This is a genomic window from Nocardia sp. NPDC005745 (genome assembly GCF_040630775.1).
In the GTDB taxonomy this organism is placed as follows: Bacteria; Actinomycetota; Actinomycetes; order Mycobacteriales; family Mycobacteriaceae; genus Nocardia.
Genome location: NZ_JBEXYF010000004.1, coordinates 80528 through 104186 on the forward strand (window position 1 = coordinate 80528; position 23659 = coordinate 104186).

General features: G+C 69.9%; 25 protein-coding genes. 5 read left to right on the forward strand and 20 right to left on the reverse strand.

Annotated elements, in window-relative coordinates:
- Positions 1-127: 127 nt before the first annotated feature.
- The 3 genes from ABZ420_RS06110 to ABZ420_RS06120 all read right to left on the reverse strand — a co-directional run bounded on the left by ABZ420_RS06110 (position 128) and on the right by ABZ420_RS06120 (position 2060).
- Positions 128-370 (reverse strand): hypothetical protein, encoded by a 243-nt coding sequence (locus ABZ420_RS06110; protein ID WP_062973520.1) that lies wholly within the window; start codon positions 368-370, stop codon positions 128-130.
- Between the two features lie 42 nt (positions 371-412).
- Positions 413-739, reverse strand: coding sequence for a plasmid stabilization protein (locus tag ABZ420_RS06115; RefSeq protein ID WP_357117579.1), 327 nt, complete (start codon positions 737-739; stop codon positions 413-415).
- Between the two features lie 124 nt (positions 740-863).
- Positions 864-2060 carry a lipase family protein gene (locus ABZ420_RS06120; RefSeq protein WP_357117582.1) on the reverse strand — a complete coding sequence of 399 codons (1197 nt, stop codon included), beginning with the start codon at positions 2058-2060 and terminating at the stop codon, positions 864-866.
- A gap of 402 nt (positions 2061-2462) precedes the next feature.
- On the opposite strand from ABZ420_RS06120, the gene ABZ420_RS06125 reads away from it, so the two are divergent.
- Positions 2463-2879, forward strand: coding sequence for a hypothetical protein (locus ABZ420_RS06125; protein ID WP_357117585.1), 417 nt, complete (start codon positions 2463-2465; stop codon positions 2877-2879).
- Positions 2880-3041: 162 nt separating this feature from the next.
- Here the strand turns inward: ABZ420_RS06125 and ABZ420_RS06130 are convergent, their stop codons facing one another.
- Complete coding sequence (locus tag ABZ420_RS06130) at positions 3042-3440, reverse strand: NUDIX domain-containing protein (RefSeq protein ID WP_040866298.1); 399 nt, start codon at positions 3438-3440, stop codon at positions 3042-3044.
- 62 nt (positions 3441-3502) lie between these two features.
- The gene (locus ABZ420_RS06135; protein ID WP_357117589.1) at positions 3503-4138 is read right to left on the reverse strand and encodes a helix-turn-helix domain-containing protein; all 636 of its coding nucleotides are present in this window, start codon (positions 4136-4138) and stop codon (positions 3503-3505) included.
- Between the two features lie 220 nt (positions 4139-4358).
- Here ABZ420_RS06135 and ABZ420_RS06140 point away from each other — a divergent pair, with 220 nt between their 5' ends.
- The gene (locus tag ABZ420_RS06140; protein WP_357117592.1) at positions 4359-5351 is read left to right on the forward strand and encodes an NAD-dependent epimerase/dehydratase family protein; all 993 of its coding nucleotides are present in this window, start codon (positions 4359-4361) and stop codon (positions 5349-5351) included.
- Between the two features lie 15 nt (positions 5352-5366).
- Here ABZ420_RS06140 and ABZ420_RS06145 read toward each other — a convergent pair whose 3' ends face one another.
- The 9 genes from ABZ420_RS06145 to ABZ420_RS06185 all read right to left on the reverse strand — a co-directional run bounded on the left by ABZ420_RS06145 (position 5367) and on the right by ABZ420_RS06185 (position 13290).
- Positions 5367-6137 (reverse strand): glucose 1-dehydrogenase, encoded by a 771-nt coding sequence (locus ABZ420_RS06145; RefSeq protein WP_357117595.1) that lies wholly within the window; start codon positions 6135-6137, stop codon positions 5367-5369.
- A gap of 75 nt (positions 6138-6212) precedes the next feature.
- On the reverse strand, positions 6213-7055 hold the full coding sequence (locus ABZ420_RS06150) for a helix-turn-helix transcriptional regulator (RefSeq protein ID WP_357117598.1): 843 nt from the start codon (positions 7053-7055) through the stop codon (positions 6213-6215).
- Between the two features lie 27 nt (positions 7056-7082).
- Entirely contained in the window at positions 7083-8318 is a 1236-nt protein-coding gene (locus tag ABZ420_RS06155; RefSeq protein ID WP_357117601.1) for a cytochrome P450, read from the reverse strand.
- Positions 8315-9586 (reverse strand): cytochrome P450, encoded by a 1272-nt coding sequence (locus tag ABZ420_RS06160; RefSeq protein WP_357117604.1) that lies wholly within the window; start codon positions 9584-9586, stop codon positions 8315-8317. The genes ABZ420_RS06155 and ABZ420_RS06160 overlap by 4 nt, the downstream gene beginning before the upstream one ends.
- Positions 9583-10155, reverse strand: coding sequence for an ATP/GTP-binding protein (locus ABZ420_RS06165; RefSeq protein WP_357118078.1), 573 nt, complete (start codon positions 10153-10155; stop codon positions 9583-9585). Before ABZ420_RS06165 ends, ABZ420_RS06160 begins: the two co-directional genes overlap by 4 nt.
- A 52-nt stretch (positions 10156-10207) precedes the next feature.
- Positions 10208-10573: a DUF742 domain-containing protein gene (locus ABZ420_RS06170; protein WP_357117607.1), complete on the reverse strand. Its 366-nt coding sequence runs from the start codon at positions 10571-10573 to the stop codon at positions 10208-10210.
- Entirely contained in the window at positions 10570-10986 is a 417-nt protein-coding gene (locus ABZ420_RS06175; protein WP_040866307.1) for a roadblock/LC7 domain-containing protein, read from the reverse strand. The genes ABZ420_RS06170 and ABZ420_RS06175 overlap by 4 nt, the downstream gene beginning before the upstream one ends.
- Positions 10983-12275, reverse strand: a complete 1293-nt coding sequence (locus ABZ420_RS06180) for an ATP-binding protein (protein WP_357117610.1) — start codon at positions 12273-12275, stop codon at positions 10983-10985. The genes ABZ420_RS06175 and ABZ420_RS06180 overlap by 4 nt, the downstream gene beginning before the upstream one ends.
- A gap of 598 nt (positions 12276-12873) precedes the next feature.
- Positions 12874-13290, reverse strand: a complete 417-nt coding sequence (locus ABZ420_RS06185) for a hypothetical protein (protein ID WP_357117613.1) — start codon at positions 13288-13290, stop codon at positions 12874-12876.
- Positions 13291-13465: 175 nt separating this feature from the next.
- Between ABZ420_RS06185 and ABZ420_RS06190 the strand changes: the two genes are divergently transcribed.
- Together ABZ420_RS06190 and ABZ420_RS06195 are read left to right on the forward strand one after the other, a co-directional pair.
- Positions 13466-13873 carry a TIGR03668 family PPOX class F420-dependent oxidoreductase gene (locus ABZ420_RS06190; RefSeq protein WP_357118081.1) on the forward strand — a complete coding sequence of 136 codons (408 nt, stop codon included), beginning with the start codon at positions 13466-13468 and terminating at the stop codon, positions 13871-13873.
- A gap of 93 nt (positions 13874-13966) precedes the next feature.
- Positions 13967-14398, forward strand: coding sequence for a nitroreductase family deazaflavin-dependent oxidoreductase (locus ABZ420_RS06195; RefSeq protein WP_040866404.1), 432 nt, complete (start codon positions 13967-13969; stop codon positions 14396-14398).
- Here ABZ420_RS06195 and ABZ420_RS06200 read toward each other — a convergent pair.
- The 6 genes from ABZ420_RS06200 to pruA all read right to left on the reverse strand — a co-directional run bounded on the left by ABZ420_RS06200 (position 14355) and on the right by pruA (position 22066).
- Positions 14355-15635 carry an MFS transporter gene (locus ABZ420_RS06200; RefSeq protein ID WP_357117616.1) on the reverse strand — a complete coding sequence of 427 codons (1281 nt, stop codon included), beginning with the start codon at positions 15633-15635 and terminating at the stop codon, positions 14355-14357. The two genes, ABZ420_RS06195 and ABZ420_RS06200, sit on opposite strands and share 44 nt — an antisense overlap.
- Complete coding sequence (locus ABZ420_RS06205; protein WP_357117619.1) at positions 15635-16276, reverse strand: GntR family transcriptional regulator; 642 nt, start codon at positions 16274-16276, stop codon at positions 15635-15637. Before ABZ420_RS06205 ends, ABZ420_RS06200 begins: the two co-directional genes overlap by 1 nt.
- A 118-nt stretch (positions 16277-16394) precedes the next feature.
- On the reverse strand, positions 16395-17804 hold the full coding sequence (locus ABZ420_RS06210; RefSeq protein WP_357117622.1) for an amidase: 1410 nt from the start codon (positions 17802-17804) through the stop codon (positions 16395-16397).
- Positions 17805-17932: 128 nt separating this feature from the next.
- Positions 17933-19378: an amino acid permease gene (locus ABZ420_RS06215; protein ID WP_357118083.1), complete on the reverse strand. Its 1446-nt coding sequence runs from the start codon at positions 19376-19378 to the stop codon at positions 17933-17935.
- A gap of 91 nt (positions 19379-19469) precedes the next feature.
- On the reverse strand, positions 19470-20429 hold the full coding sequence (locus ABZ420_RS06220) for a proline dehydrogenase family protein (RefSeq protein WP_357117624.1): 960 nt from the start codon (positions 20427-20429) through the stop codon (positions 19470-19472).
- Complete coding sequence (pruA, locus tag ABZ420_RS06225) at positions 20429-22066, reverse strand: L-glutamate gamma-semialdehyde dehydrogenase (protein ID WP_357117627.1); 1638 nt, start codon at positions 22064-22066, stop codon at positions 20429-20431. The genes ABZ420_RS06220 and pruA overlap by 1 nt, the downstream gene beginning before the upstream one ends.
- Positions 22067-22191: 125 nt before the next feature.
- On the opposite strand from pruA, the gene ABZ420_RS06230 reads away from it, so the two are divergent.
- Positions 22192-23445, forward strand: coding sequence for a helix-turn-helix domain-containing protein (locus ABZ420_RS06230; RefSeq protein WP_357117630.1), 1254 nt, complete (start codon positions 22192-22194; stop codon positions 23443-23445).
- Positions 23446-23659 lie beyond the last annotated feature (214 nt).

The following is a 23659-nucleotide window of genomic DNA, read 5'->3' on the forward strand; positions in this document are numbered from 1 at the left end:
GATTCGAGAGCGATGTACCCAGCCTCCGGGCGACGACACCCGGCCATCCGTTCCAGCTGGATAAAGATGGAAGCAGGCGGGGAGGGCGGCCGCGCGGCCGCCCTCCCCGCCTGTCGTCGGGAAAAGCTCAGATATCGGATTTGGCGAGGCGCTGGGACAGAAGCTCTTTACCCATCCGCCCGCCTTTACGGCTGTCGGCCTGCGCCTTGCGGAAGAATTCCACCAGCTCGCTGTCTCCGTCGCGTTCCGCGTCCCGGATGAACGTATCCAGACGCAGAGCATTCTCCAGGGACGCTTCGACGAACCAGATCAGGTTGTAATCCTTGTCCCTGGTGCCGGTAACGGTGCCCGTTTCCTGCTGCTCGGCCATCTCCACTCCTCTCGCTTCTTCGTCGTCGAGCGGCGCGCCCGCTCAGTCCCGTCCGAGCGCGTGCGCCAGCTCCTTCTTCGTCATCTTCGAGCGGCCTTCGACATTGCGTTTCTTGGCCTCGTTGTACAGCTGGTCGCGCGTCGGCCCTTGTGCGCCGCTGTGCGAACGCTGTCCGCCGCGCTGTTGCGGCGACTTGTCGTCGGTCGACGTCTTGCTCGCGGTCTTGGACTGCCCGGACTGGGCGCGGTTCTTGTTGACCGTACGAGCGGCGATCTCCTTCGCGCGATCGGTGCTCGCGCCGCGGGTTTTCGCGGAGTCCTTGATGTGCTCGTATTGGCGTTCCTGCTTGTCCGACCAAGCCTTCGGCATGTGATCACCTCCTGTGATTGCGGTTTACCCCGCATGTCCGGACGCAATCCGGTCCGGGCCGTCCGCCTGCTGGATCGGCCCCGAGGGCTCGTCTCGGCCGAGAGCCGCCCGGGGGCTCGGTTCATCAGCAATTGGACGGCGCGGGCTCTCCGCGAACCCGGCCTTCGAGCCAGGCCAGCACCGCAGGGGCGCCGGAGACCGCCGCGGACAGATGGTCGAAGGCGGGCACGTGCACCATCTGCCACCGCACCCCGGCCGCGCACCAACGGTGGCCGGTGTTGTCGATGGCGTCGATCGGAATCAGTGGGTCGCTCGGCGAATGCCACTCGAAGATCGGAGTTTCCGGGGCGCCGTTGTAGAGCTCGACGCTGTTCTCCTCCACCACCGACCATGCCTCGGGCATGTCGAAGACCGAGGTGCTGTCGGTCATCTCGCGCGCGCTGCCACCGGCGCCGATGGTGAGGATCTCGTTGGTGCAGCTGTTGGCCATGGCGTCACGCAGCGCGCGGCCGCGCGCGTTGAGATTCGAGCTGATCCGCACCTGGTCCGGATATTCCCGCTCCAAACCGATGGCCGCCGCCATCGCCAAGCCGAAGGCCGGGTGCGGATTCAAACCCAGCCCGTCCGCCATCGCCTTCAGGTTCATCGGCGCGCCACCGAATGCCGCGCCCACCAGCCGCACGTCAGGGGCGTAGGAGGGCTGCAGCGCGGCCGCCCAGGCCGTGGCGAGACCGCCGCCGGAGTACCCGGCCAGCGCCACCGGGCTCTGCTGAACACCGAGTTCGGGTAGTTGTTTCGCCGCCCGGATCCCGTCCAGCGTGATCTGGCCGCCCAAACGTCCCGCTCCAAGGGCGAACTGCGGTCCGAGGTGGTCCGGCAGCGCCAGACTCCAGCCTTCTTGGAGCATCACACCCAACATCGGCGTCGTCGCCGAGAGATTCAGATCGTTCTCGTAGAGCAGGTGCGATACCGCGCAGCCGGTACCGAGCGAATTGATGAAGTGCTGGTACGACAACAGTGGCATGCCGGGCCGCTGGAAGGCGGGGGTGACGATCGTGGTGGTGGCCGCGATCGGCGCGCCGTGCGAATTGGTGGAACGGAACTCGACCAGCCGGACGGCGGCGCCCGGGAAGGAAGCCAGCGGCGGCAAGGGCCGCACCGCGAGCACGTCGCCTGGTCGGTGCGCCGCCAGATCGGCCGGCGCGGCGTAGAACGGGTCCGGATCGGGCAGCGGATAGATCGGCTCCGCGGTTGCCGTCGTCGACAGCAGCAGGGTGACCGCCATGCCGCCGACCGCACCGAGGACACGGACCGAACCCATGCACCCGCTGCCCAGGATACGAAGAAGTGGACGAGTCACGACCGTTGACCTCCAAGGGTAGTTCGCCGCATTCGTCGATCAGCCGGCTGGGTTGATGTACCGCCAGCAAATTACCAGCGACACAAGGGGGTGAAACCGGAATTGGTCAGAAAGGCCGTTTTACGGGCGGTAGAACTCCGAATCCTTCGAATCCACGCGGGTATCGTGATGGCCAGCAATCTGTTGGCCATTCTGGTTCGTCGCGTCGATTCGAAGCCGCCGGCGACATCCGTTCGACTGCGGCGCGCCCTGCGCGCGGTCGAGCGGCCCCGGCGAACGCCCGGGGGTTGCGACGAGGGGCGAGCACGGCTTGGCTGGATCACATACACAGTGACGAGGTGCAGGACGAAGGAAGGAGCGGTCATGTCCAAGACAGCAACCGAGAAGGTCCGCGCATCCGGCTCCGAGGCGCGGGAGACGGCACCGCCGGTGCCCGGCACCGAGACCGAATCGAAGGCCGAATCGAAGTCCGGGTCGCGCCCCGCACCCACGGCGCGCGCCAGGTTGCGCGTGCCGGTTCCCACGGTCGGCATGCGGATGGCCCGCATTCCGCTTCCGCCCGGGCCGCGCACCGTGGCGACCGGAGTCTCGTCGGCGACCATGGCGGTGCGCAATCGGGTACCGGATCGGGAGTCGTTGCTCTATTTCGGCGGGCTCGGGGCGGCGGCGGTCACCGGGCTGGTGTCGTGGCCGGTCGCCGGGGCGATCGGCGTCGGCGTCTGGGTGGCCGAGCATGCCCGTCGTGCTCCGGACACCGTGCGGAGTGGGAGCGAAGGGTGATCTGACGCCGGCATCGCCCGCCGCGGCTCCGAACCCCAATCCGGTTCCGCCACAAGCCGTCCGTTCTGCGTCATGAACGCAGCCGTCCGGCGTCACCGGCGTTCACCACGAGCACCCCGGCGGCAGGCTGCAAGGACACTGCCTCGGGCGGAGTTCGCGAGGTTACCAGTCGACCACGCCGAGTTCGTGGAGCTTGCGGAAGACCAGCATCGAGCCCGGCGCCACGTGGTCCATGGCGGCGTACTCGCTCACGGTGAAGTAGCGCAGTTCGGCGATCTCGCTGGTGGGGCGCGGGTCGCCGTCGAGTTCCGCGGTGAAGCAGGTCATGTGCAGGCGGGTGCCGGGGGAGTGGCCGTACGCCTCCGCGTGGAATACCCCGAGTTCGTCGCAGGAGACGACGCCGACACCGAGTTCCTCGCGCACTTCGCGGTGCAGTGCCGCCTCGGGCGTTTCGCCGGGGTCGATCTTGCCGCCGGCCATGTAGAAGACGTCTTTGCCTGCCGAGCGCGCCTGCAGCAGACGGCGATCCCGGATATGGGCGAGCGCGGACGTGCGAATCACCGGCCCACTGTACTGAGCGGCCCGGACGGGACGCCAACCGGATTTCGCGCGGATCCGCCGGCTCAGCGCTCGAGGACGGCGCGGTGCAGCAATTCGCCGATGCGCCGGTGGATCAGCGCGGTGTCGTCCCCGTCTGCGACGAACTCCAGGAACAGCGCCGCCCCCGCCGCCAGTGCGATGACGGCCCTGGCGTCGAGTTCGGCCTGCCCGCGGGGTTCGGTGGCACCCGGCCGGGCGGTCCCGCCACGGCGTCCGGCTGGGTCTCCCGCGGCGAAGAGCGCAGCCGCCGGTGTACTGAACCCGGCCCACAGCCGGTGGCGCAAGTGCGGGTCGTGATCGAGCGCGGTCAACAGCCCCGGGACGGCGGCGCGAACATCGGCGCGCGCGAATAACTCCCGGCTGCCGCGCAGCACCCACTCGATCCACCCGTACTGGTCGGTGCCCTCGAACGGGCCCAGGTCGGGTGTCTCACCGAGAACGGCGTGCAGCACCAACTCCGCCTTCGACTGCCAGCGGCGACCGATGGAAGCCCGGCCGACTCCGGCGCGTGCCGCCACCGCCCGGACGCTCAACTCGTCCCATCCGACTTCGGTCAGCATCTCCCGGACGGTCGCCAGCACGCGCTGCTCGACCGACTCGTCCCGAGGCCGGCCGACGCTCCGGGGCCCCGACCGCGGGTCCTGTGCCGTTTCGCCCATGCCGCTTCCCGCCTTCTATTACGATGCCACTGGCATCGAATTTATGCCGATGCCCCGGGCAATTGTCGCGGCGCGCCCAAGGCGCCCCGTGGGCGGCCCGGACAGGTGAGTTCAGGGTGACGGAGGAATGAGATGGGCGGACGAAACGGTCGACCGTGGACGGCGGCGCGGGGAACGGAAACGCGGGAGCGGTCGACCGGAAACGACAAGGGTTAGCCGGATGCGAATCGCGGTCACCGGCGGTACCGGCTACCTGGGTGCGCATACCGTTTCCGCACTGCTGCGCGCGGGGCACAGCGTCGTCCTGCTGGTCCATCCGAGCGAATCGGTCCCGGCGGCGGTCGGCATGTTCGATGCCGGGCCCGAAGCGCTTTCGGTGCTGCCGGGCGACATCCGGGATCCGAAGGTGGTCGAGGCTTTGCTCGACGGATGCGACGCCGTCCTGCACGCGGCGGGCGTGGTCGGCACCGACAACCGGCGCGAGCAGTTGATGTGGGAGGTCAACGCCGACGCGACGGCCACCGTGCTGGCCCGCGCGACAGCGCTCGGACTGGACCCGATCGTCCACGTCGCCAGCTACAGCGCGCTTTTCCCCAGCCCCGATCCGGTCATCACGCCCGACAGCCCGACCGCCCCCGGCCGCAGCGCCTACGGCCGCACCAAGTCGGCCGCCGATCGGATCGCGCGGGCGTTGCAGGCCGCGGGGGCGCCGATCGTCATCACCTACCCTTCCAGCGTCGTCGGCCCTGGCCTCGGCGCGCAGGCCGGGATCACCTCCGACGGCTGGGGCGCGATTCTGCGGGCCCGGATCGCGCCGCGGATTCGCGGCGGGATGCAGATGATCGACGTCCGGGACGTGGCCGCCGTGCACGCCGCCGTCATGCGTCCCGGTCTCGGACCGCGACGCTATCTGTGCGGCGGTCACCTGGTGGCGTTCGACGAGATCGTGGACATCCTGGAAAGCGCTGCCGGACAGCGGATCCGGCGGGTCCCGGTGCCGAAGGCCGCGCTGCTGGGACTCGGGCGGCTCACCGACGCCGCCGCCCGCTTCCTGCCGATCAGCGCCGGGCTCGGCTACGAGGCCGCGTGGTTGCTCACCACCGCCACACCGACCGACGATTCCCGGACCCTGGCCGAGCTCGATCTGCGATGGCGGCCCATCCGAGACGCCATCATCGAATCCGTGCGGCGCGAGAACGGTTCGCGCACGTGAGGATCCGCGAGCCGGTCAGATCAGCTCGCGGGATACGGCCGCGACGAGACCGCCGTCGATGATCAGATCCTGGCCGTTGACGTAGGACGCCTCGGCGGACGCGAGGAATGCCACGGCGTCGGCCACGTCCTCGGCGGTACCCAACCGGCGGCTCGCCACTTCGGCCAGCACGGCGGTGTGCGCGTCGGGGCTGACGTTGTCGTGGAACATCGGAGTCTCGATGTACCCGGGGCTCACGGAATTGACCCGGATTCCGCTGGGTCCCAGCTCCGCCGCGAGGGTGCGGGCCAGGTTGTGCACGGCCGCCTTGGTTGCCGCGTACAGCGAGGCGCCGGGCAGGCCGCGGTGCAGCGTCCACGACGCGTTGATGACGACCGCGGCGTGCGCGGACAGCAGCGGCAGGGCTTTCTGGACGGTGAAGAACACGCCTTTGAAGTTCGTGTCCACGACGCGGTCGAACTCGTCCTCACTGATCTCGGCGTTCGGCTGGAAGGACGCGACCCCCGCGTTGGCGAACACGACATCGAGGCGGCCGTGCCGGTCGCGGATGGCGGCGGTGAGCGCGTCGAGGTCGGCCAGACGCGCCGCGTCGGCTCGGATCGCGAGCACGCGGTCGCCGCCGTGCAATGCGCGGCCCGCGGCGTCCAGCCGGGTCCGGTCCCGGCCGGTGATGACCACCTGCGCGCCTTCGGCGAGCAGCCGTCGTGCGGTGGCCAGTCCCATGCCGCTCGAGCCGCCGGTGATGAGCGCGACCTTGCCGTCGAATCGGGAGATGTTGTGCGTCATGGGAATCAGCGTGCCGAAGCGTCCCGGGAGCGAACAGTGTCCAGTTGACCTAGGTGTGGCACCACCAGGTTGCGGTCACGCCGGGGCGAGTCGGCTGCGCATCAGCCCGTCGACCCGCTTGGGGGTGCCGGGTTGCGGGTTGTAGAGCACCAGGAACCAGTCCGGATGGTCGGCCACCGCGAGGGTGGTCGTGTCGAACAGCAGGTCACCGGCTTCGGGATGGCGCACCGCCTTCACGGCTTGGACGGCGGCGTCCACGTCGTGGCGGGCCCACAGCCGGGCGAACTCGGGGCTCGCGGCGGTGAGTTCGCCTACCACCCTGGCGAACTCGGGATCGCCGGGGGCGTGCGCCGCGTCGGCGCGGAAGGCGGCCACGACCGCGGGCGCGATCGCGGTCCACGCCACGTGCATGGCTCGATACCCGGCGTTGGTGAAAAAGCTGATCAGGCAGTTGTGGTCGGCGTCGGTGAATCCGAAGACAGTTCGTGCCGCGTCGTTGACCGCGAGCAGATTCCAGTAGCGGTCACGCAGTACCGCCGGGCGCGATCCCCACGCGTCGAGCAGCCGGTGCAGCTCAGGGGTGACCTCGGTGTCGCGGGACGGGCCGGGCGGCGGCGGATTGAGACCGGCGAGCAGATACAGGTGCGACCGTTCCGGTCCGGAAAGGCGCAGTGCAGCACCGACCGCGTCGAGGACCTCCGCCGACACGGTGATATCGCGTCCCTGCTCCAGCCACGTGTACCAGGACACGCCCACCCCGGCGAGTATCGCGACCTCCTCGCGGCGCAGGCCGGGTGTCCGCCGCCGGCCCACCGCCGCCAGACCGACGTCGTGCGGGGTGAGCCGTGCTCTGCGGGTGCGGAGGAAGTCACGGAGCTGGGCGCGCCGGTGCGGCGCCGCCGTAGTTTCGCCGGTCATAGGCACGGCAACAACCGGCGCTTCGGATCAGTTCCCGAGGTACACCGGGAACGCTTCGAGGTCGTTCTGGGTGAGCACGGGGAGATTGCGGATCTGTTCGACCGGCACGGCGAAGCGCAGGCCGGGGAAGCGGGCGAACAAGGCAGGCAGCGCGATCCCTGCTTCCAGGCGGGCAAGGGCCGCGCCGGGGCAGATGTGCGGACCGTATCCGAAAGCCAAATGGCGGTTGGCGGTCGCTCGGGAGGCGTCGAAGTCGTCGGCGTCCGGACCGTGCACGGCGAAATCCCGGCCGATCGCACGGTAGGACATGACCACGCCCTCGCCCTGCGCGATGACGGTGTCGCCCACGGCGATGTCCTCGGTGGCGAAACGCATCAGCAGGTGCGTCACCGGGCTGTCCCAGCGCAGGGTCTCCTCCACCGCGGCCTCCCAGGTGAGATCACCGGCGCGGATGGCGTTCAGCTGTTCCGGCCGCCCCAGCAGGGCGCGCACGGCGTTGAGGATGAGGCCGATGGTGGTCTCGTGCCCGGCGGCCACCAGTGCCTTCAGGTTGCCCACCACCTCTTCTTCGGTCAGCGCCTCGGTGCCGTCGCCGCCGACGATGAAAGCGCTGGTCAGGTCGTCGGCCGGGTCGGCGGTCCGCTTGCGCACCAGGTCGGTGAAATAGAGGTCCAGCTCGTCGATCACCCGCAGTCGCTCCTCCTGCGGGGTCAGCAGGGAGAAGAACGCTTTGTACCGGTCGAGCAGCATCGGATGATCGGCACGGTCCACGCCCATCAGCTCGCTGATGACCCGCATGGGCAGCGGATAGGCGAACACCGTCTTGAGGTCGGCCACCGCGCCCTCGCGGCCGGCCTCGGCGAGATCGTCCAGCAGTTCGGCGGTCATCCGCTCGATCGTCGGCCGCAGCGCGTCGAGCCTGCGCTTGGTCAGCGCCTGGGTGGTCTTGATCCGCAGCCTGCGGTGCTCGGCGCCGTCGACGGTGAACATGGAGCGGCCCGCGTCGATCATGCCGATCAGCGGCCACTGCCTGGTCACCGCGCCGGACTGCCACAGCGACCACGCGTTGATGTCCTTGACCAGCCTGGTGTCGACGAGCAGCTGCCTGGCGAGCGTGTGCTGGGTGACGGTCCAGGCGGGCACGCCGAGCAGTTCGATCCGGGCGAGCGGGCCTTCGGCGCGTAGCCGGCTGGTCTCCGCGCCCAGGTCGCCGACCATCGGATCGATGACAAGGGTGGCTGCGTGCGGGCATTCGGTGCTCACGGGGTACCTCCGACGGCGCGAACGGGTGTGAAGCGGACGGGCAGGGATGTCATGCCGCGCAGGAAGGCCGACGGTCGCCGGACCAGATTCCGGGCGGGTACCGCCAGATCGAGGTCGGGCAGCCGGTCGAGCAGGACCTCGATGCCGGTGCGCGCGATGACCTCGGCGATCTCCTGCGCGGGAAAGGGGCAGCGGTATTCGCCGTAGCTGAACGCGAAATGCGCGCTGTTGCCGGTGTGCGCGGGCTCGGCGCCGTCGGAGACGTGCTGGCGCACATGCGGATCGGCATTGGCCGCGGCCAAGCCGAGCAACAGCATGTCCCCGGCGCGGATCACCTTGTCGCCCAGACGCGTATCGCGGGCGGCCCAGCGCCCGGCGAGGATCTGAGTCGGCGTGTCCTCCCACAGGACTTCGTTCATCGCCTGGCCGACGCTGTGGCGCCCGCCGCCGAGGGCGGCGGCGAACCGGTCGTCGGTGAGCATCAGCCGCACCGAGTTCCCGATCCAGTCGGCCGTGGGCAGATACCCCGCGGCGGTGATCGCCATCAGATCGAGGACGTATTCCTGATCGGTGAACGGACCGGGATGCGCGAGCATCCAGGACACCAGATCGGCGCCCCGCGTGGCCTTCTTGCTCGCCAGCAGGCGCTGCATGTGCTCCGCGAACTGCTGATGCGCGGCCTGGGCATCGGACCCGCCGTCGGCGAGGGTCTTCATCGTCCACGCCACCTGAGGTCCGTCCTCGTCGGGGAAACCGAGGATCCGCGCGAGCGCCAGCACCGGTAGCGGCTCGGCGAAATCGGCGACCAGTTCCGCTTCACCCCGGCCGCAGAACGCGTCGATCAAGCGGTCGGCCAGATCCTCACAGGCGCGGCGCAATCCGAAGGTGTCGACCGCCTCCAGCGCCGGCTCCACCATCGCCACGTGCCTGCGGTGCTCCGCGCCCGCGGTGAAATAGATGGATGGCATCGGCTGCCCGACCATCGGCAGCAGCGGCCAGTCCGGCGGGATGTTCGGCCACTGGTTCCATCGGCCGACATCGCGCGGGAACAATTCGGGATCGCTGGTCACCTGGTGCACTTCCCGGTAGCCGATGACCAGCCACGCGGGGACGCCGCCGGGCAACTCGACGGCGACCACCGGGCCGTGCTCGCGGCGCATCTCGTGATAGAGCTGGTGCGGATCGGTATGGAAACGCGGGCCGCTCAACGTCACCGGGGCGGCGTGAACGGGGCAGCTGTCGGTGGAACTCGGCGCGGGCGTGGTCATGACGCGGCCTCCGGAGTCGGGAGCAGGGGGCGCCGGGCCGCCGGGGGCGGGGCGAGGGAGTAGAGGTGCTCGACGAGGGTGATGAGGACGCCCTTGCCGGACTCGCGGGAGCGGGCGTCGCAGCCGATCACCGGCACGTGCGGATCCAGGTCGAGCGCGTCGCGCACCTCGTCGGGGCGGTGGCCGCCGCCGAAGTCGTTGCAGGCGACGACGAACGGTGTCTTCTGGTGTTCCAGCCGGTCGACGGCGTACCAGGAGTCGGCGATCCGGTGCGGGTCGACCAGCACGATCGCGCCGAGCGCGCCGGTGAACAGCCGGTCCCAGAGGAACCGGAACCGCTCCTGCCCCGGTGCGCCGAAGAGGTAGAGCACGTGTTCGTCATCGATGGTGATCCGGCCGAAGTCGAAGGCGACGGTCGTCGTCGACTTGCCCGGCGCGCCACTGGGATCGTCGATGCCCAGCCCCTCGTCGGTCATGATCGCCTCGGTGTCCAGCGGCCGGATCTCGCTGACCGCCCGGACCATCGTCGTCTTGCCCACGCCGAAACCGCCGACGATGACGATCTTCAGTCCCCGCGTGGTCGCACGATGCAGGGGCGCGTCCGCGCGGGCCGGGCGCGGATCAGAGTTTGCGAAGTCCAACGAGCACCTTCTCCAGCGTCGTGGTGTCGGGCAGGGAGTGCCAGGGCGAGCCGGGCGGGCCGGCCAGCGGCGGACGCACGGTGATCTTGCCCGCGTGCAGCAGGTCCGACAGCAGGATGGTGGCGATGCCGACCGGAATCCGCAGCTGGGCGGCGATTTCCACGACGGCGGTCGGGGCGCGGCACAGATCGAGGATCGCCACGTGCTCGGACTGCATGCCCGCGGTCGGCGCGCACTCGCTGACCACCAGGGTGACCAGATCGAAGGTGTCGGAGTCCGGCATGCTGCGGCCACCGGTCAGCGTGTAGAGCCGATCGGGGTCGTCGTCGCGGACTGGCCTGGTCACGACACGCCCGCTCCCGGGAAGCGCGGCGCGGCCGCCAAGTACTCACCCAGCTGCTCCACCAGTTCGCGCATGTTGTGGCCGACCAGTCCCGCGTCCGCGTCCTCGGCGGCGACGACTGCGATGTGCGCGCCGAGCCCGGCTTCGACGATGAACAGGATGCCGCCGTAGAACTCCGTCATCGACTGGCGCACCCCGGCCCGGCCGTCGCCGAACTCCACCGACGCACCGTGCGAGAGGCTCTGGATGCCCGCCGCGATGGCGGCGAGCTGGTCGGCCCCGTCCACGGTGAGTTCGGGCGTGTGGCAGATCTTCAACCCGTCGCTGGACAGCAGCAAGGCATGCCTGGTGCGCGGGGTGCGAGTGAGCAGCTGTTCCAACAGCCAGCTCAGCCGAGCGGTCTCGGAGGTCGTCATAGTTCGTTCTCCACGGAGCCGGAAGGGGCGGGGGTAGGGGTGGCGGCACGGCCGGTCGCGGGCCCGCTCACCGCGCGCTGGAACGCGCCGAGCGAGTCGGGGCGTGCCGCGGGGGGAGTCGGCGCGGCGGGCTCCGGTGCGGCGAGCCCGCCGGGATGGACGGCGGCCAGCGTGCTGCCACGGCGGCGCTTGGGCAGCGCGGGGCTCGCGTCGGCTGGCGCGTTCTCGGCGGTGGACGGCCGCGCCGAGGCGGATCGCACGGGCTCCGGATCGGCGTGCGTGCGCTCCGGCGGCGCGGTGTTGTGGGCGCGTACGACGGGCAGCGTGCCGGTGACGGTGGACGCCTGCGGCCGCTCCGCGCGGGTGGTGAGATCCCGCGGGATGACCACGACCACGGCGGTGCCGCCGATGGCGGAGGGCCGGTAGGAGACGGTGAGCCCGTGCTTGCGCGCGAGATTGCCCACCACGGCGAGGCCGAGCCGGGTCCCGGTCAGCGACGACAGGTCGACGCCGGCGCCGCGTGCGTTCGGCCCGGTGGCCGCCACCGCCGCCTCGGCGCGGCGCAGCGCCGACTCGCTCATGACCAATCCGCTGTCCTCGATGGTGATGATGACGCCCGCAGGGACCTCGGCGGCGTAGACGTGCACCTCGGTGGTGGGCGGGGAGAAGTTGCAGGCGTTGTCGAGCAGCTCCGCCAGCGCGTGCATGACGCCTTCCGCGGCGTGGCCGGAGATCGCGATGTCGGCGACGGCGCGCAGCCGTACCCGTTGATAACCCGCGACGCGCCCCATCGCGCCGCGCAGAATCGATTCCATGGCAATCGGTTTGGCCCACCGGCGGCCGGATCGCGCGCCGCTGAGCACGGCGATGCTGTCGGCCAGCCTGCCCGCCTGGGCGGTGTGGTGATCCAGTTGCAGCAGATCGGCGAGCACGGTGGGATCGCCGTGCCGGTGCTCCATCTCGCGCAGCTCCGCGAGCATGCTGGTGGTCATCGCCTGCATGCGGCCGGCCGCGCCCGCGAACGCCGCCATGGCCGCGGCGCGGCGGTTCTCGCTGCTGTCGGCCCGGGCTTCGGATGCGGCGACCGCCTCGGTCGCGGCGGTGACCTCGGCTTGCGCGCCCGCGGCGGCGAACGCGCGCCCGTCGCGGGCGCGGCGGGCATCCCGCCGGGCGTGCCGGGCTTGCCCGCGGAAGTGGACCGCTGCCGTCACCGCGGCGCACAGGGCGACGGCCGCGGCGGTGGCGCCCGCGGCGAGTGGAATACGGAATTCGACGGGTGCGTAGTACACCGCCGCCGCCAGGAGGGCCCCGGTCGCGATAACGCAGACCGACAATGTCGCGTACGGCGGTTTCGGTCGGCGAACAGGGTCTTCGCCGGACTCATTCGCCGCCGCATTCAACAACTCTGACAAGTTCAGTACTTCCGCACTCGCGCTCACCGCCGGGAAATGGCATCGTTGCCCCCTTCTGCGTGCCCCATCCCCCAAATACGCAGACCGACAAGCATTTTCGAAACTTCGCGGCCCGAGCATAGCGGGAGGGGCGGTGCGGCGCCACTCGGATGGTTTCCGGGAGCACGCGGTAAGGGCGGAAATTCGCGCTGCCGTGGCGATGCTCGGATTGCGCTGGCGACGGCCGAAAAGCGCGTCGCGGCAGTGCGGTCAGTGCGGAATTGCCGAATTCTCGTTTGCCTGGAATTCACCGACGGCGGCCTGCGCTCGTGCGGGCAGCCGTAATACCGACGTGATATCGGAAATCAGATCATCGGCGCGCTCGGCGGCCGCATCGGCGAGTGGCGTACGGCGCGAGTGCGCCGAGGAATCCGCGGTGTGGCCGGCCCGCCGGGCTTGCCGAGCCGGGGGCCGAAACCGAGCCGCTGTCGTTCGATCAGAGTTGTGCGGTTTGCTCGCACGGAGGCAGGCCGTCGGCCTCGCGCAGTACTTCGGCGACGGACTCGAGGTACAGCAGCGTGCGTAGCGACACGCCGTTCACGGCCTGCCCGAGGCGGCGCAGGGCCGAATTGTCCAGGTGCGCGATCACTTCGGCGTCGTCGTCCCGATCGGGCCCTGGGTCGAAGACGAAGTAGTTGGGGTCGAGCCCGAACACATGGGCCAGCCCGGCGCGAGCCTGCTCGGGCAGCGTGGTGAGCTGTCCGCGCCGGACGCGCGCGAGGTAACCTGGCTCCAGGTCGTACCCGGCTGCGGTCACCCACATCTCGACCGTATCGTCGGCGAGCGGGCGTCCGTGCGCGCGCTCCCACATCTCGAACGCTAGGTTCAGCCGGGCAGTGATATCGATGTTCACGACCGCCTCCACCTTCTGGGGACTTTTGCCTCTGACGGGTCAAACATTCACTCGACCGTAGCGTGGGAGCAGTCGATCGCCGTGATTTCACGGCAAATGTCCGGTTGCATAGGGGAGGGAACCGACTCGATCCCCGATTTACGGGGACTACGGCCTCGAGGAGATGGGTGTGCGACTGAATTCCGAGGAGGCGCGCAAACGATTCGCGACCAGTCCGGTCGCGCGGTTGGCGACCATTTCGGCGCGGGCGCGACCGCATTTGGTGCCCATCGTGTTCGTCGTGGCGGGCGAGGTGATCTACACCAGTGTGGACGCGAAGCCGAAGACGACCACCGCGCTGCGCAGGCTGGCGAATATCGCGGCGAACCCGGCGGTCACCGTGCTCGTCGACCGCTACGGTGACGACTGGACCCAGCTGTGGTGGGCCCGCGCCGACGGAGACGCCCGCATCGCGGAGGGCGCCGAGGCGGAAGCGGCGATCCGCCGATTGACCGCGCGCTATCCCCAGTACGAACGACAGCCGCCCCCGGGGCCGGTGATCGCCATCGATGTGGCGCGCTGGTCGGGATGGTCCGCGCGCTGAGTGGGCCGCGCCGATTCGAGTAGAGTCCGATTCACCGCTTTCCGCTGCGAGGCGGTGAGCCGGACCACCTGTCGAGCCGATCGTGAGGATCGCATGCCCCCGAATTTCGCGCTGAAGACTATGAATACAGTGCATCGCGCCCTGCTGAAGGTGAGTTTCGGGAAGCTGGGCAACGAGTTCGGTGGCATGCCGTCGCTCGAGCTCACGACTACCGGCCGCAAATCCGGTCGGCCGCACGCGGTGATGCTCACGGCCCCGGTCGTCGACGGCGACACCTACGTCGTCGTCGCCTCCCGCGGCGGCGACCCCGTGCACCCGGCGTGGTTCTTGAACTTGCGCGACAATCCGGACGTCGTCGTATCGGTGCGCAGCGGGCCGAAGGTGCCCATGACGGCTCGGGTGGCCACGGCCGAGGAACGGGCGGCGCTGTGGCCCCGCGTCACCTCCGCGGCGAAGAACTACGCCGACTATCAGACGAAGACTACCCGCGAGATTCCGCTGGTCCTGCTGACGCCGAAGGGGTGAGCCCGCCGCCGGGTGACGGTCGGTCGCGGTAGTCGCGCAGCACAAGGCCCAGACATCCGGCCGCCGCCAGCGCGCCCGTGCCGAGCATCGCCGGATAGCCGAGGCCGCAGGCGTCGTGCAGGAACGACAACAGTGCCGGAGTGCCGAAACCGAGGTAACTGACCGAATAGAACACTGCGGTCAGCCCGGCGAGATCGTCGGGGCGGGCGATGCGCTCGATCTCTTGCAGCCCGGCCACCAGACCGATGCCGTAGCCGGCCCCGAGCGCCACGGCGGCGGCCAGAGTCGCCCACAGGGTCAGCAGGCCAGAAGCCGCCGCCGCGAGGGCCATCCCGACCGTGACCGAGCTCAGCGCCACTACGGCCGTCCGCGCGGTTCCGGGCCGGTCGATCCGCCGCGCGACGGACTGGATCGCGAATCCGCAGCCCAGTGTGGTGACACACAGCAGGGCGGAGAACGCGATCGGCGCCGCGCCGACTCGCGGTGCCATCAGCGCGGGCAGCACCGCGTACGCGGTCGCGCCGGAAGTGAACAGCCACAAGGCGACCGGGATCGCCACCATGCGGAAGCGTCGGTGCCCGGTCGTGGGAATCCGCAGGTCATCACGGAGCCGACGCGGATCGCGGCGGTACGGGACGGTTTCCGGCGCACGCCTGACCCACACGGCGGCGATCAGGCACAGGCCCACGTTGATCAGGTACGCCGAGGAGTTCGGCCACGGTGCCCATTGCGCCAGCACGCCGGCGCAGCAAGCGCCCAGGGCGAAGCCGCCGGTGAGGCTCATCGCGGAGCGGCGCGCGCCCGTGCCCGCGGGCAGCCGCGGACCGTGGGGCGGTTGCGCCAGCTCTTTGAGCCAGCTGCCGCCGACCGCCATCGCCAGCCCCAGCGCGACGCCGCACAGCACCCGCCCCGCCGACAGCACCGGTACCGACCCCGACCCGAACGCGAGCAGCAGCGATCCGGTCGCGGCGATCAGCGGCGCGGGCCGTAGCAGGGCGCGGCGGCCGTGGCGATCCGACAGCGGACCGCCGATCAGCAGCGCGGGCACGATGCCGAGCACGTAGTAGAACAGCAGCAGATCGGCGGTCGTGGCCGCCAGGCCGTTGTTCTTGTACATCACCAGCAACGGCGTGAATTCGTTTCCGCCCCAGGCGATCGCGAACATCGCGGCCGCGACGCCGCGCCACCGTCCGGAGACGACCGATGCGCGGGGCGCTGTGACGGTGAGTGTGGCCATCACCGGCCGCGGAGTTGCAGTTGGTGCACGCCGGACAGATGCTCGACCAGCGCGTCGGCGAACCCGTCGGCGTCCGACGCGGCGACCAGGTCGGCCAGCTGGACGTGCTGCTCGATGATCCGGGTGATGTCGACCGGGCCGCGGCGCAGGGCGACGCTGTTCATGCGGCGCTGACGTTCGCGCAGCGAGTCGTAGAACCCCGACAGCAGTGGATTGCCACCGGCCAGGACGTAGGTGCGGTGGAAGTCCGTATCCGCCAGAGCGAAGGCGTCGAGGTCGCCCCCGGCGGCCAAGCCGCGCTGCCGCTCGATCGAGGAACGCAGCGCCTCGACCAGCATGCCGGTGTCGTTCGCCGTCGCGCTGCGCACCGCCGCGACCTCCACCACGTATCTGGCGTGCGCCACATGCTCGGCCTCGTCGGGCGGGATCGGCACCACGAGCGCGCCGCGTTTGGGGTAAAGCTTCATCCAGCCCTCGGTCTCCAGCCGCAGGAACGCCTCGCGCACCGGCGTGCGGGAGGTGCCCAGATCGGCGGCGATCTCGCCCTCGCTGATCAGCTCGCCCCCGGCCAGCGCGCCGGAGAGGATCCGCTCCTTCACGGCACGATAGGCCTGCTCAGCCGATGAATACGTCTTAGACACAAGTTGTATCCTACGGACGGGCTTCGCGGCGGGTTTGCGGGGGTGTGGGACGACCGGCATTCCGCGGCAGGCGCTGCGGCCGTGCCCGGCTACGAGGCGCCGAGTGAATCGGCGTCTGTCATCCGGCAGATCGGAGCCCCGGACGCGGATGCGGGCGCGCCTGCTCGAGCTGCGCGGCGATCGGGAGGATCGTCGTCTCGCCGTTGGTAGGGCCGACCAACTGAACCGACAGGGGAAGCCCGTCGTCGCCGACACCGGCGGGCACGGAGGCGGCGGGGTGGCCGGTGACGTTCCAGATGGCGGTGTAGGCGACCATCGGAACGGAGGCGAGCTGAGCGCGCACCGTGTTCGCCCCGTCGAGCACACCGAGCAGGGGTGGGCGGATCGCGATGGTGGGGGTCAGCAGCAGATCGCACTCGGTGAAGATGCGATCGGCCTTACGCGCCACCGCCTCGCCGCGCCGGATCGCCCATTCGACGACCGGCCTGCGCGCCCAGGCGCCCAGCGTGAGGGTCTGCCTGGTGCGGTGTTCGAGCAGTTCCGGGTGATCCACCTCCGGCAATTCGGCGCGCACGCCGCCGAAGAACTGCGGGTAGAAGGCGTGCGTGGAATCCGGGTAGGCGGGGTCGATCTCCATCACGGTATGGCCCAGCTCGGCGAGCAGCTTCGCGGTGTCGCGGACGGCGCGGACATGCTGGGGATCGAGTTTGACCAAAGGGATGGGTGATTTCGTGCTGTAGCCGATGCGCAACGGCCGGGCCGGTCCGCGCGCCGCCGCCTCGAACGAGGTCGCCGGATCCGGCGCCCGGAATCGGTCGGTGGGGCTGCTGCCGCGGATGACGTCGTAGACCACGGCGGAGTCCAGCACGCCTCGGGTCAGCGGCCCGGCGACCCCCAGCGCCCACCACAGATGCTCGTTCGGGGCGATCGGCACGCGCCCGCGTTGCGGTTTGAGGCCGAACAATCCGCAGCACGCCGCCGGGATCCGGATCGAACCGCCGCCGTCGCCGCCGAGCGCGACCGGCACCAGACCGGCCGCCACCGCGGCGGCGGACCCGCCGCTCGAACCCCCGGCCGAACGGCGCGGGTCCCACGGGTTGTGGACCACGCCGAAGGTGCTGGACTCGGTGAACGGCCACTGCCCGAATTCCGGCATCGCGGTCTTGCCGACGATGATCGCCCCGGCCGCGCGCAGCCTGCGCACCGCTTCGGCGTCGGCCACGGCGGGCGTCGAGTTGGCTCTGGTACCGAAGGTGGTCACCACGCCCGCGACGTCGAATTCGTCCTTCACCGCGACCGGCACCCCGTGCAAGGGGCCGACCGTGGCGCCCGCGGCGCGCTCGCGATCTCGCTCGACGGCCTCGGCCCTGGCCTCGTCCCGCAGGACGTGGGTGAAGGCGCCGAGGTCGGCGGCGGCATCGATACCGTCGAGCGTCGCCTCGACCAACTGTTCCGCGGTGAGCGCGCGCTGCGCCAGCAGTTCGCGTTGTTCGAGCACCCCCGACGAGACGACCTCCTGGAGATCCATCCGCTACCGCTCCTTCCGGGCTCGCGCCGCGCGGCCGTCGCCGATGCCGACTTTCCCGACTCATGCAGTCGAACGACCATTCTGCAATGGATATCGCCTGGTGAGCCCGTTCGGTTCCATGCGGCGTGTCAGGAGGTCGCCGGACCTTCCACCGCGGTGGGGCGGGTGCGCTCGAGTTCGGCGTGGTTGCGTGAGTAGGCGAAGTAGACGATCAGGCCGACGAATAGCCAGATCACGAAACGTGCCCAGGTCTCCCAGGGCAGCGACCAGATCAGGTACACCGAGAACCCGATGCCGATCAGCGGCACGACCGGCATGAACGGCAGGCGGAACTCGCGCGGCTCGTCGGGGCGGGTGCGCCGCAGCACGATCACGGCGACGGACACCACGATGAACGCCATCAGGATGCCGATATTGGTCAGTTCGGCGACCACGGTGATGTCCAGCAACCCGGCCATCAGCGCCGCTCCGATGCCGACGATCCAGGTCACCCGGGTGGGCACCTTCCGGACCGGATGGGTCTTGGCGAACCACTCCGGCAACAGGCCGTCGCGGCTCATGGCGAACCAGACCCGGGTGACTCCGAGCATGAAGGTGAGCACCACGGTGACGATGCCGACGATGGCGCCGACCGCGATGATGTTCGCGACGCCCGGTTGCCCGACCGACTCGAAGGCGGTGGAGAATCCGCTGGTCGGACTGATCTCGGTGTATTTCTGCATGCCGGTCAGCACCAGGGTGGCCAGCACGTAGAGCGCCATGGCGATGGCCAGCGAATAGATGATCGCCTTCGGCAGGTGCTTCTTGCCGTCGGTGGACTCCTCGGCGGCGGTGCTCATCGCGTCGTAGCCGAACACGGCGAAGAACACGGTGGCCGCGCCCGTCCACACCGCGCCGGTGCCGAACGGGAAGTAGGGCGTGTAGTTCGAGCTGTCGATATGGAACACGCCGAGCACGATGATCAGCACGACGAGGGCGACCTTGATGCCGACGGCTACGGTCTCGAACCGGCCGACGCTGCGGATGCCGCGCGAGAGCAGCCAGGCGGTGCCGAGGCAGAACAGCATGGCGAACACGTCGACGACATGGCCGTCGCCGGTGCCCGCGGCGCCCATCATCCAATCCGGCAGCGTGATGTCGACCTGCTCCAGCAGGAATTTGAAATACCCGGACACGCCGATGGCCACCACCGCCGCGACCGCGACGTACTCCAGCAGCAGGTCCCAGCCGATGAACCAGCCCGCGATCTCGCCGAGCGACACGTATCCGTAGGTGTAGGCGGATCCGGCTTTGGGCACCATCCCGGCGAATTCGGCGTAGCACAGCGCGGCGGCGGCGCTGGCCACACCCGCGATGAGGAACGAGATCAACACCGAAGGTCCGGTGACCGAGTGCGCGACCGCGCCCGCCAAGGTGAAGATGCCCGCGCCGATGATGCCGCCGACGCCGATCGCGGTGAGCTGCCACAGGCCCAGCGATCGGGACAGCTGCTCGTCCGCGGGAGCGCCTTCGTCCTCGACCGCACCGAGCGGCTTCCGGCGCGTCATCTGGGTGCGTAACCGCGCGAGGGACATATCGGTCCTTTCGTCCACTGCGTGCTCACCTCAATACGACCACAGGGAGGTGGGATCGGTCAGCGGAAGAAAATAAAGTTCGCTCTCCCGCTCAGCGGTCGCGGCCGAAGGAACGCAAGAAGAAGGCGATGTTGGCCGGGCGCTCGGCCAGCCTGCGCATGAAGTAGCCGTACCACTGGTCACCGTAGGGCACGTAGACGCGCAGCGAGTAGCCCGCTCCCACCAAGCGTCGCTGTTCGGCGTCGCGGATGCCGTGCAGCATCTGGAACTCGAAATCGCCGGATTTCCGGCCGCTTTCGCGCACGTGGCCCAGCGCCGCGCCGATCAGCGCCGGGTCGTGCGTGGCCACCATCGGATAGCCCTTGCCCTCCATCAGGATCCGCAGGCAACGCAGGTAGGACTCGTCCACCGCGGAGCGGCTCTGGTAGGCCACCGCCGCGGGTTCGCGATAGGCGCCCTTGCACAGCCGGATCCGTGCGCCCGGACCAGCGAAGGTCCGGCAGTCCTCCTCGGTGCGTTTGAGATAGGCCTGCAAGACCGTGCCGAGCCAGGGAAAGTCCAGCCGCAGCTCGCGCACGATCGCCAGCGTCGATTCGGTGGTGGTGTGGTCTTCGGCGTCCACGGTCACCCAGACCCCGGCGGCCTTCGCCGCCGTGCAGATCTCGTAGGCGTGCTCGCGCGCGATGGCGTATCCGTTCTGCGGAAGCCGCTGGCCGAGCGCAGAGAGTTTGAGCGACACCTCCAGCCGGGGCACCGGCGCCTCGTCCACGGCCCTCAGGTCGGCCAGCGTCGACAGCAGCCGCAGGTAGTGCGCGACGGTTCCGCGGGCGCTGTCGAGATCGGTGGTGTCCTCGCCGAGGTAATCGACGCTCACGAACCGGCCGGAGCCGAGCAGCGCCGAGGACACGGCGACCGCGTCGCGCTCGGTCTCGCCCGCGACGAAACGGTCGACCATCTTCTTGGTGGCAGGCATGCGGGTGATCGCGCGCTCGACGCGCGGGGAACGGGAGGCCGCCAGCACGGCGGGCCGCAGCAGTCCGGAGAAGGCCATCACAACTCCTGGTGCGGGTAGCGGTGGTCGGTCGCGGGGACGAAGGTTTCCTTGATCGTGCGAGCGGAAGTCCAGCGCAGCAGGTTCTGTGCCGAGCCTGCCTTGTCGTTGGTGCCGGACGCGCGCGACCCGCCGAACGGCTGCTGGCCGACGACCGCGCCGGTGGGTTTGTCGTTGATGTAGAAGTTGCCCGCCGCGAAGCGCAACCGGTCGAGCGCGGTGCCGATCGCCGCGCGATCCTGGGCGATGATCGCGCCGGTCAAGCCGTAGGGCGAGCCGCGATCGATCCGGTCGAGCGTGGACTCGAACGATCCGCGGACCGAATCGTCGTAGACATGCACGGCCAGGATCGGGCCGAAGTACTCGGTGCGGAACGCCTCGTCGGCCGGGTCGTCGCCGAGCAGGACGGTCGGCTCGACGAAGTAGCCGACGCTGTCGTCGGCGTGGCCGCCCGTGGCGATGGTCAGGCCGGGGGTGGCCTTGGCGCGCGCCAGGGCGTCGGTGTTCCGGTCGAAGGCGCGCCGATCGATGAGCGCTCCGCCGAAGTGGCCGAAGTCGGTGACGTCGCCGTAGCTGAGCGCGGCAACTCGGTCGATGAACTCGTGGCCCATCCGGTCCCACAGCGATCGCGGGAGAAAAGCGCGTGAGGCGGCCGAGCACTTCTGGCCTTGGTAGTCGAACGCGCCGCGGATCAGGGCGGTGCTCAGCACCTCGGGATCGGCGGAGCTGTGCGCCACCACGAAGTCCTTGCCGCCGGTCTCACCGACCAGGCGCGGATAGGAATCGTAGCGATCGAGATTCGCCGCGACGGTGCGCCAGAGGTGCCGGAAGGTAGCGGTGGACCCGGTGAAGTGGATGCCCGCGAGCCGGTGATCGGCCAGCGCCACCTCCGAGACCTCGGGTCCCGCGCCGTGCACCATATTGATCACGCCGGGCGGCAGTCCCGCCGCCTCCAGCAGCCGCATCGTCCAGTACGCGGCCACCGATTGGGTGACGGCAGGCTTCCACACCACGGTGTTGCCCATCAGCGCGGGCGCGGTGGGCAGGTTGCCCGCGATGGCGGAGAAGTTGAACGGCGTGATCGCGTAGACGAAGCCCTCGAGCGGCCGGTAGTCCACCCGATTCCACACCCCCGGCGCCGAGATCGGCTGGTCCGCCAGGATCCGGCTCGCGAAGTGCACGTTGAACCGCCAGAAGTCGACCAATTCGCAGGGGGTGTCGATCTCGGCCTGGTAGGCCGTCTTGGACTGACCCAACATCGTTGCGGCGGAGATGGTTTCGCGCCACGGTCCGGCCAGTAGGTCGGCCGCGCGCAGGAAGATCGCGGCGCGCTCGGCGAAGGGCAGCGCGCGCCATCCCGGCGCCGCCGCGCCGGCCGCGGCGATGGCGTCGCGGACCTCGCCCGGTCCGGCCGTGGTGAGTGTGCCCAGGACGGCGGCGTGCCGGTGCGGCTGCACCACCGTGACGCGCTCACCCGAACCCCGGCGGTGCGCACCGCCGATGACGTGGGCGACGTCGGTCGGGGTCGCGGCGAGTTCGGCCAGCTTCACTCGTAGGCGCTCGCGTTCTGCCGTGCCCGGCGCGAAGCTGCCCACCGGCTCGTTGACCGGCGGGGGCGGGGACACGACGGCATCCATGAGACCTCCTACTATCAGGTGGATTTCCGGCAATCAGAAGTCAACACCGGAAAACTGCCCGGAGAATGAGCCAATCAGACAAAGATGGGGCAAGTGCGTTGTCGAGTTGGCCGAAGGACGGGAACGTGGCCGGGGAAGGTGATCAGGTCGCCGCGGATATCGACCTCTTCGCGCTGGCGCAGATGATCGCGGACAACGCGGGCGGAATGGTGTCGATCGAGGACCCGCGATCGCATGTGCTCGCGTACTCGGCCTCCGACGAGAACGCCGACGAATTGCGGGTGCGATCGATCCTCGGCCGCGAGGGGCCGCGGGAGTATCTGACCCTGCTGCGGCGCTGGGGGGTGTTCGATCGTCTGCGCGACACCGACGAGGTCGTCGACGTGCCCGCGCACGACGAGCTGAACATCAAGCGCCGATTGGTGATCGGCATCCGCCGTCCCACGGACGCGCACACGCGCGGTGCTCGGGTGCTCGGCGCGATCTGGCTGCAAGAGGGCGGCCGGCCGTTCAAGCCGGACGCGGCCGAGATCCTGCGCGGCGCGGCGGCCATCGCGGGACGACTGATCTCCCGCAGTCTCGACGCACCCACCACCGAGGCGCTGCTGATCCGGCGGCTGTTCGGTGCGAGCGGGCCCGTGACCGACGCCGCGGCCGTGGTGAACGCGCTGCACCTGCCGACCACCGGCCCTGCGGCGGTGATCGGGTTCGCGCTCATGGCGAGGGAGCGGGCGACGGGCGCCGAGCCGGCTGCGGTGGGCGGCGTTCTGCGCCTGCGCGCCTCCTCTTTCCGCGGTGACTCGGTGACCACCACGATCGGTGACCGCGTCTACGTACTGCTGCCCGCCTACCGTTCCGCGCAGGCGGTGACGGCTTGGACACGGCAGTTGATCGAGCAGCTCGAAGCCAAGCGCGCGCTCTCGCTGCGGGCCGCGATCGCCTGTCCGGTCCCTGATCTCGGCCGGGTGGCCGACGCGCGCGCGGAGGTCGACCGGGTCCTGGACCGCACCTTCGCGGCATCGCCGGGAAGGCGGGTGACCACCCTCGCCGAGGCGCGGACGGCGGTGCTGCTCGGCGAGACCCTCGATCTCGTCGGTGCACGGACGGAGCTGCACGATCCGCGGCTGCGCGCGCTGTTGGACTACGACCGCAAGCATTCCGCGAGCCTGCGCGACAGTGTCGAGACCTATCTGCGCGAACACGGCGACGTGCGCGACGCCGCCGCGGCGCTGCGCGTGCATCCGAACACGCTGCGCTACCGGCTCCGCCGGGTCGAGGACATTCTCGGGATGAACCTCGACGACCCGGCCGACCGCCTGCTGTTGCAGATCCAGCTCGCCCTGCATCGCCGCCCTCGCCCGCCCGAGGGGCGGGATTGACGACGGCGGCCCGCGTCACCACTGCCGGACAGGTACAGGACGCGTTGCAGGCTGCCGAGTGATCTCGGCGGGCTGTTTTCGCGCTGCGGCGTGGGTGGGAGCGGCAGAGGACTGCCTCGTCCACGAGTTCGACTGCTCGCCCGGGCTTCGGACCTGCGTAGACGTGCCCGGGAAGGCGAACCGGCGGCTGACCGGCCCGCTGCGCGATACGCCT

Coding starts and splice junctions, on each gene's coding strand:
- ABZ420_RS06195 (WP_040866404.1), top strand. CDS start 13,967: ATGCCCCCGAATTTCGCGCTGAAGACTATGAATACAGTGCATCGCGCC.
- pruA (WP_357117627.1), bottom strand. CDS start 22,066: ATGGATGCCGTCGTGTCCCCGCCCCCGCCGGTCAACGAGCCGGTGGGC.
- ABZ420_RS06215 (WP_357118083.1), bottom strand. CDS start 19,378: ATGTCCCTCGCGCGGTTACGCACCCAGATGACGCGCCGGAAGCCGCTC.
- ABZ420_RS06220 (WP_357117624.1), bottom strand. CDS start 20,429: ATGGCCTTCTCCGGACTGCTGCGGCCCGCCGTGCTGGCGGCCTCCCGT.
- ABZ420_RS06200 (WP_357117616.1), bottom strand. CDS start 15,635: ATGGCCACACTCACCGTCACAGCGCCCCGCGCATCGGTCGTCTCCGGA.
- ABZ420_RS06140 (WP_357117592.1), top strand. CDS start 4,359: ATGCGAATCGCGGTCACCGGCGGTACCGGCTACCTGGGTGCGCATACC.
- ABZ420_RS06160 (WP_357117604.1), bottom strand. CDS start 9,586: ATGACCACGCCCGCGCCGAGTTCCACCGACAGCTGCCCCGTTCACGCC.
- ABZ420_RS06145 (WP_357117595.1), bottom strand. CDS start 6,137: ATGACGCACAACATCTCCCGATTCGACGGCAAGGTCGCGCTCATCACC.
- ABZ420_RS06120 (WP_357117582.1), bottom strand. CDS start 2,060: ATGGGTTCGGTCCGTGTCCTCGGTGCGGTCGGCGGCATGGCGGTCACC.
- ABZ420_RS06175 (WP_040866307.1), bottom strand. CDS start 10,986: ATGACGACCTCCGAGACCGCTCGGCTGAGCTGGCTGTTGGAACAGCTG.
- ABZ420_RS06115 (WP_357117579.1), bottom strand. CDS start 739: ATGCCGAAGGCTTGGTCGGACAAGCAGGAACGCCAATACGAGCACATC.
- ABZ420_RS06125 (WP_357117585.1), top strand. CDS start 2,463: ATGTCCAAGACAGCAACCGAGAAGGTCCGCGCATCCGGCTCCGAGGCG.
- ABZ420_RS06110 (WP_062973520.1), bottom strand. CDS start 370: ATGGCCGAGCAGCAGGAAACGGGCACCGTTACCGGCACCAGGGACAAG.
- ABZ420_RS06210 (WP_357117622.1), bottom strand. CDS start 17,804: ATGGATCTCCAGGAGGTCGTCTCGTCGGGGGTGCTCGAACAACGCGAA.
- ABZ420_RS06150 (WP_357117598.1), bottom strand. CDS start 7,055: ATGACCGGCGAAACTACGGCGGCGCCGCACCGGCGCGCCCAGCTCCGT.
- ABZ420_RS06135 (WP_357117589.1), bottom strand. CDS start 4,138: ATGGGCGAAACGGCACAGGACCCGCGGTCGGGGCCCCGGAGCGTCGGC.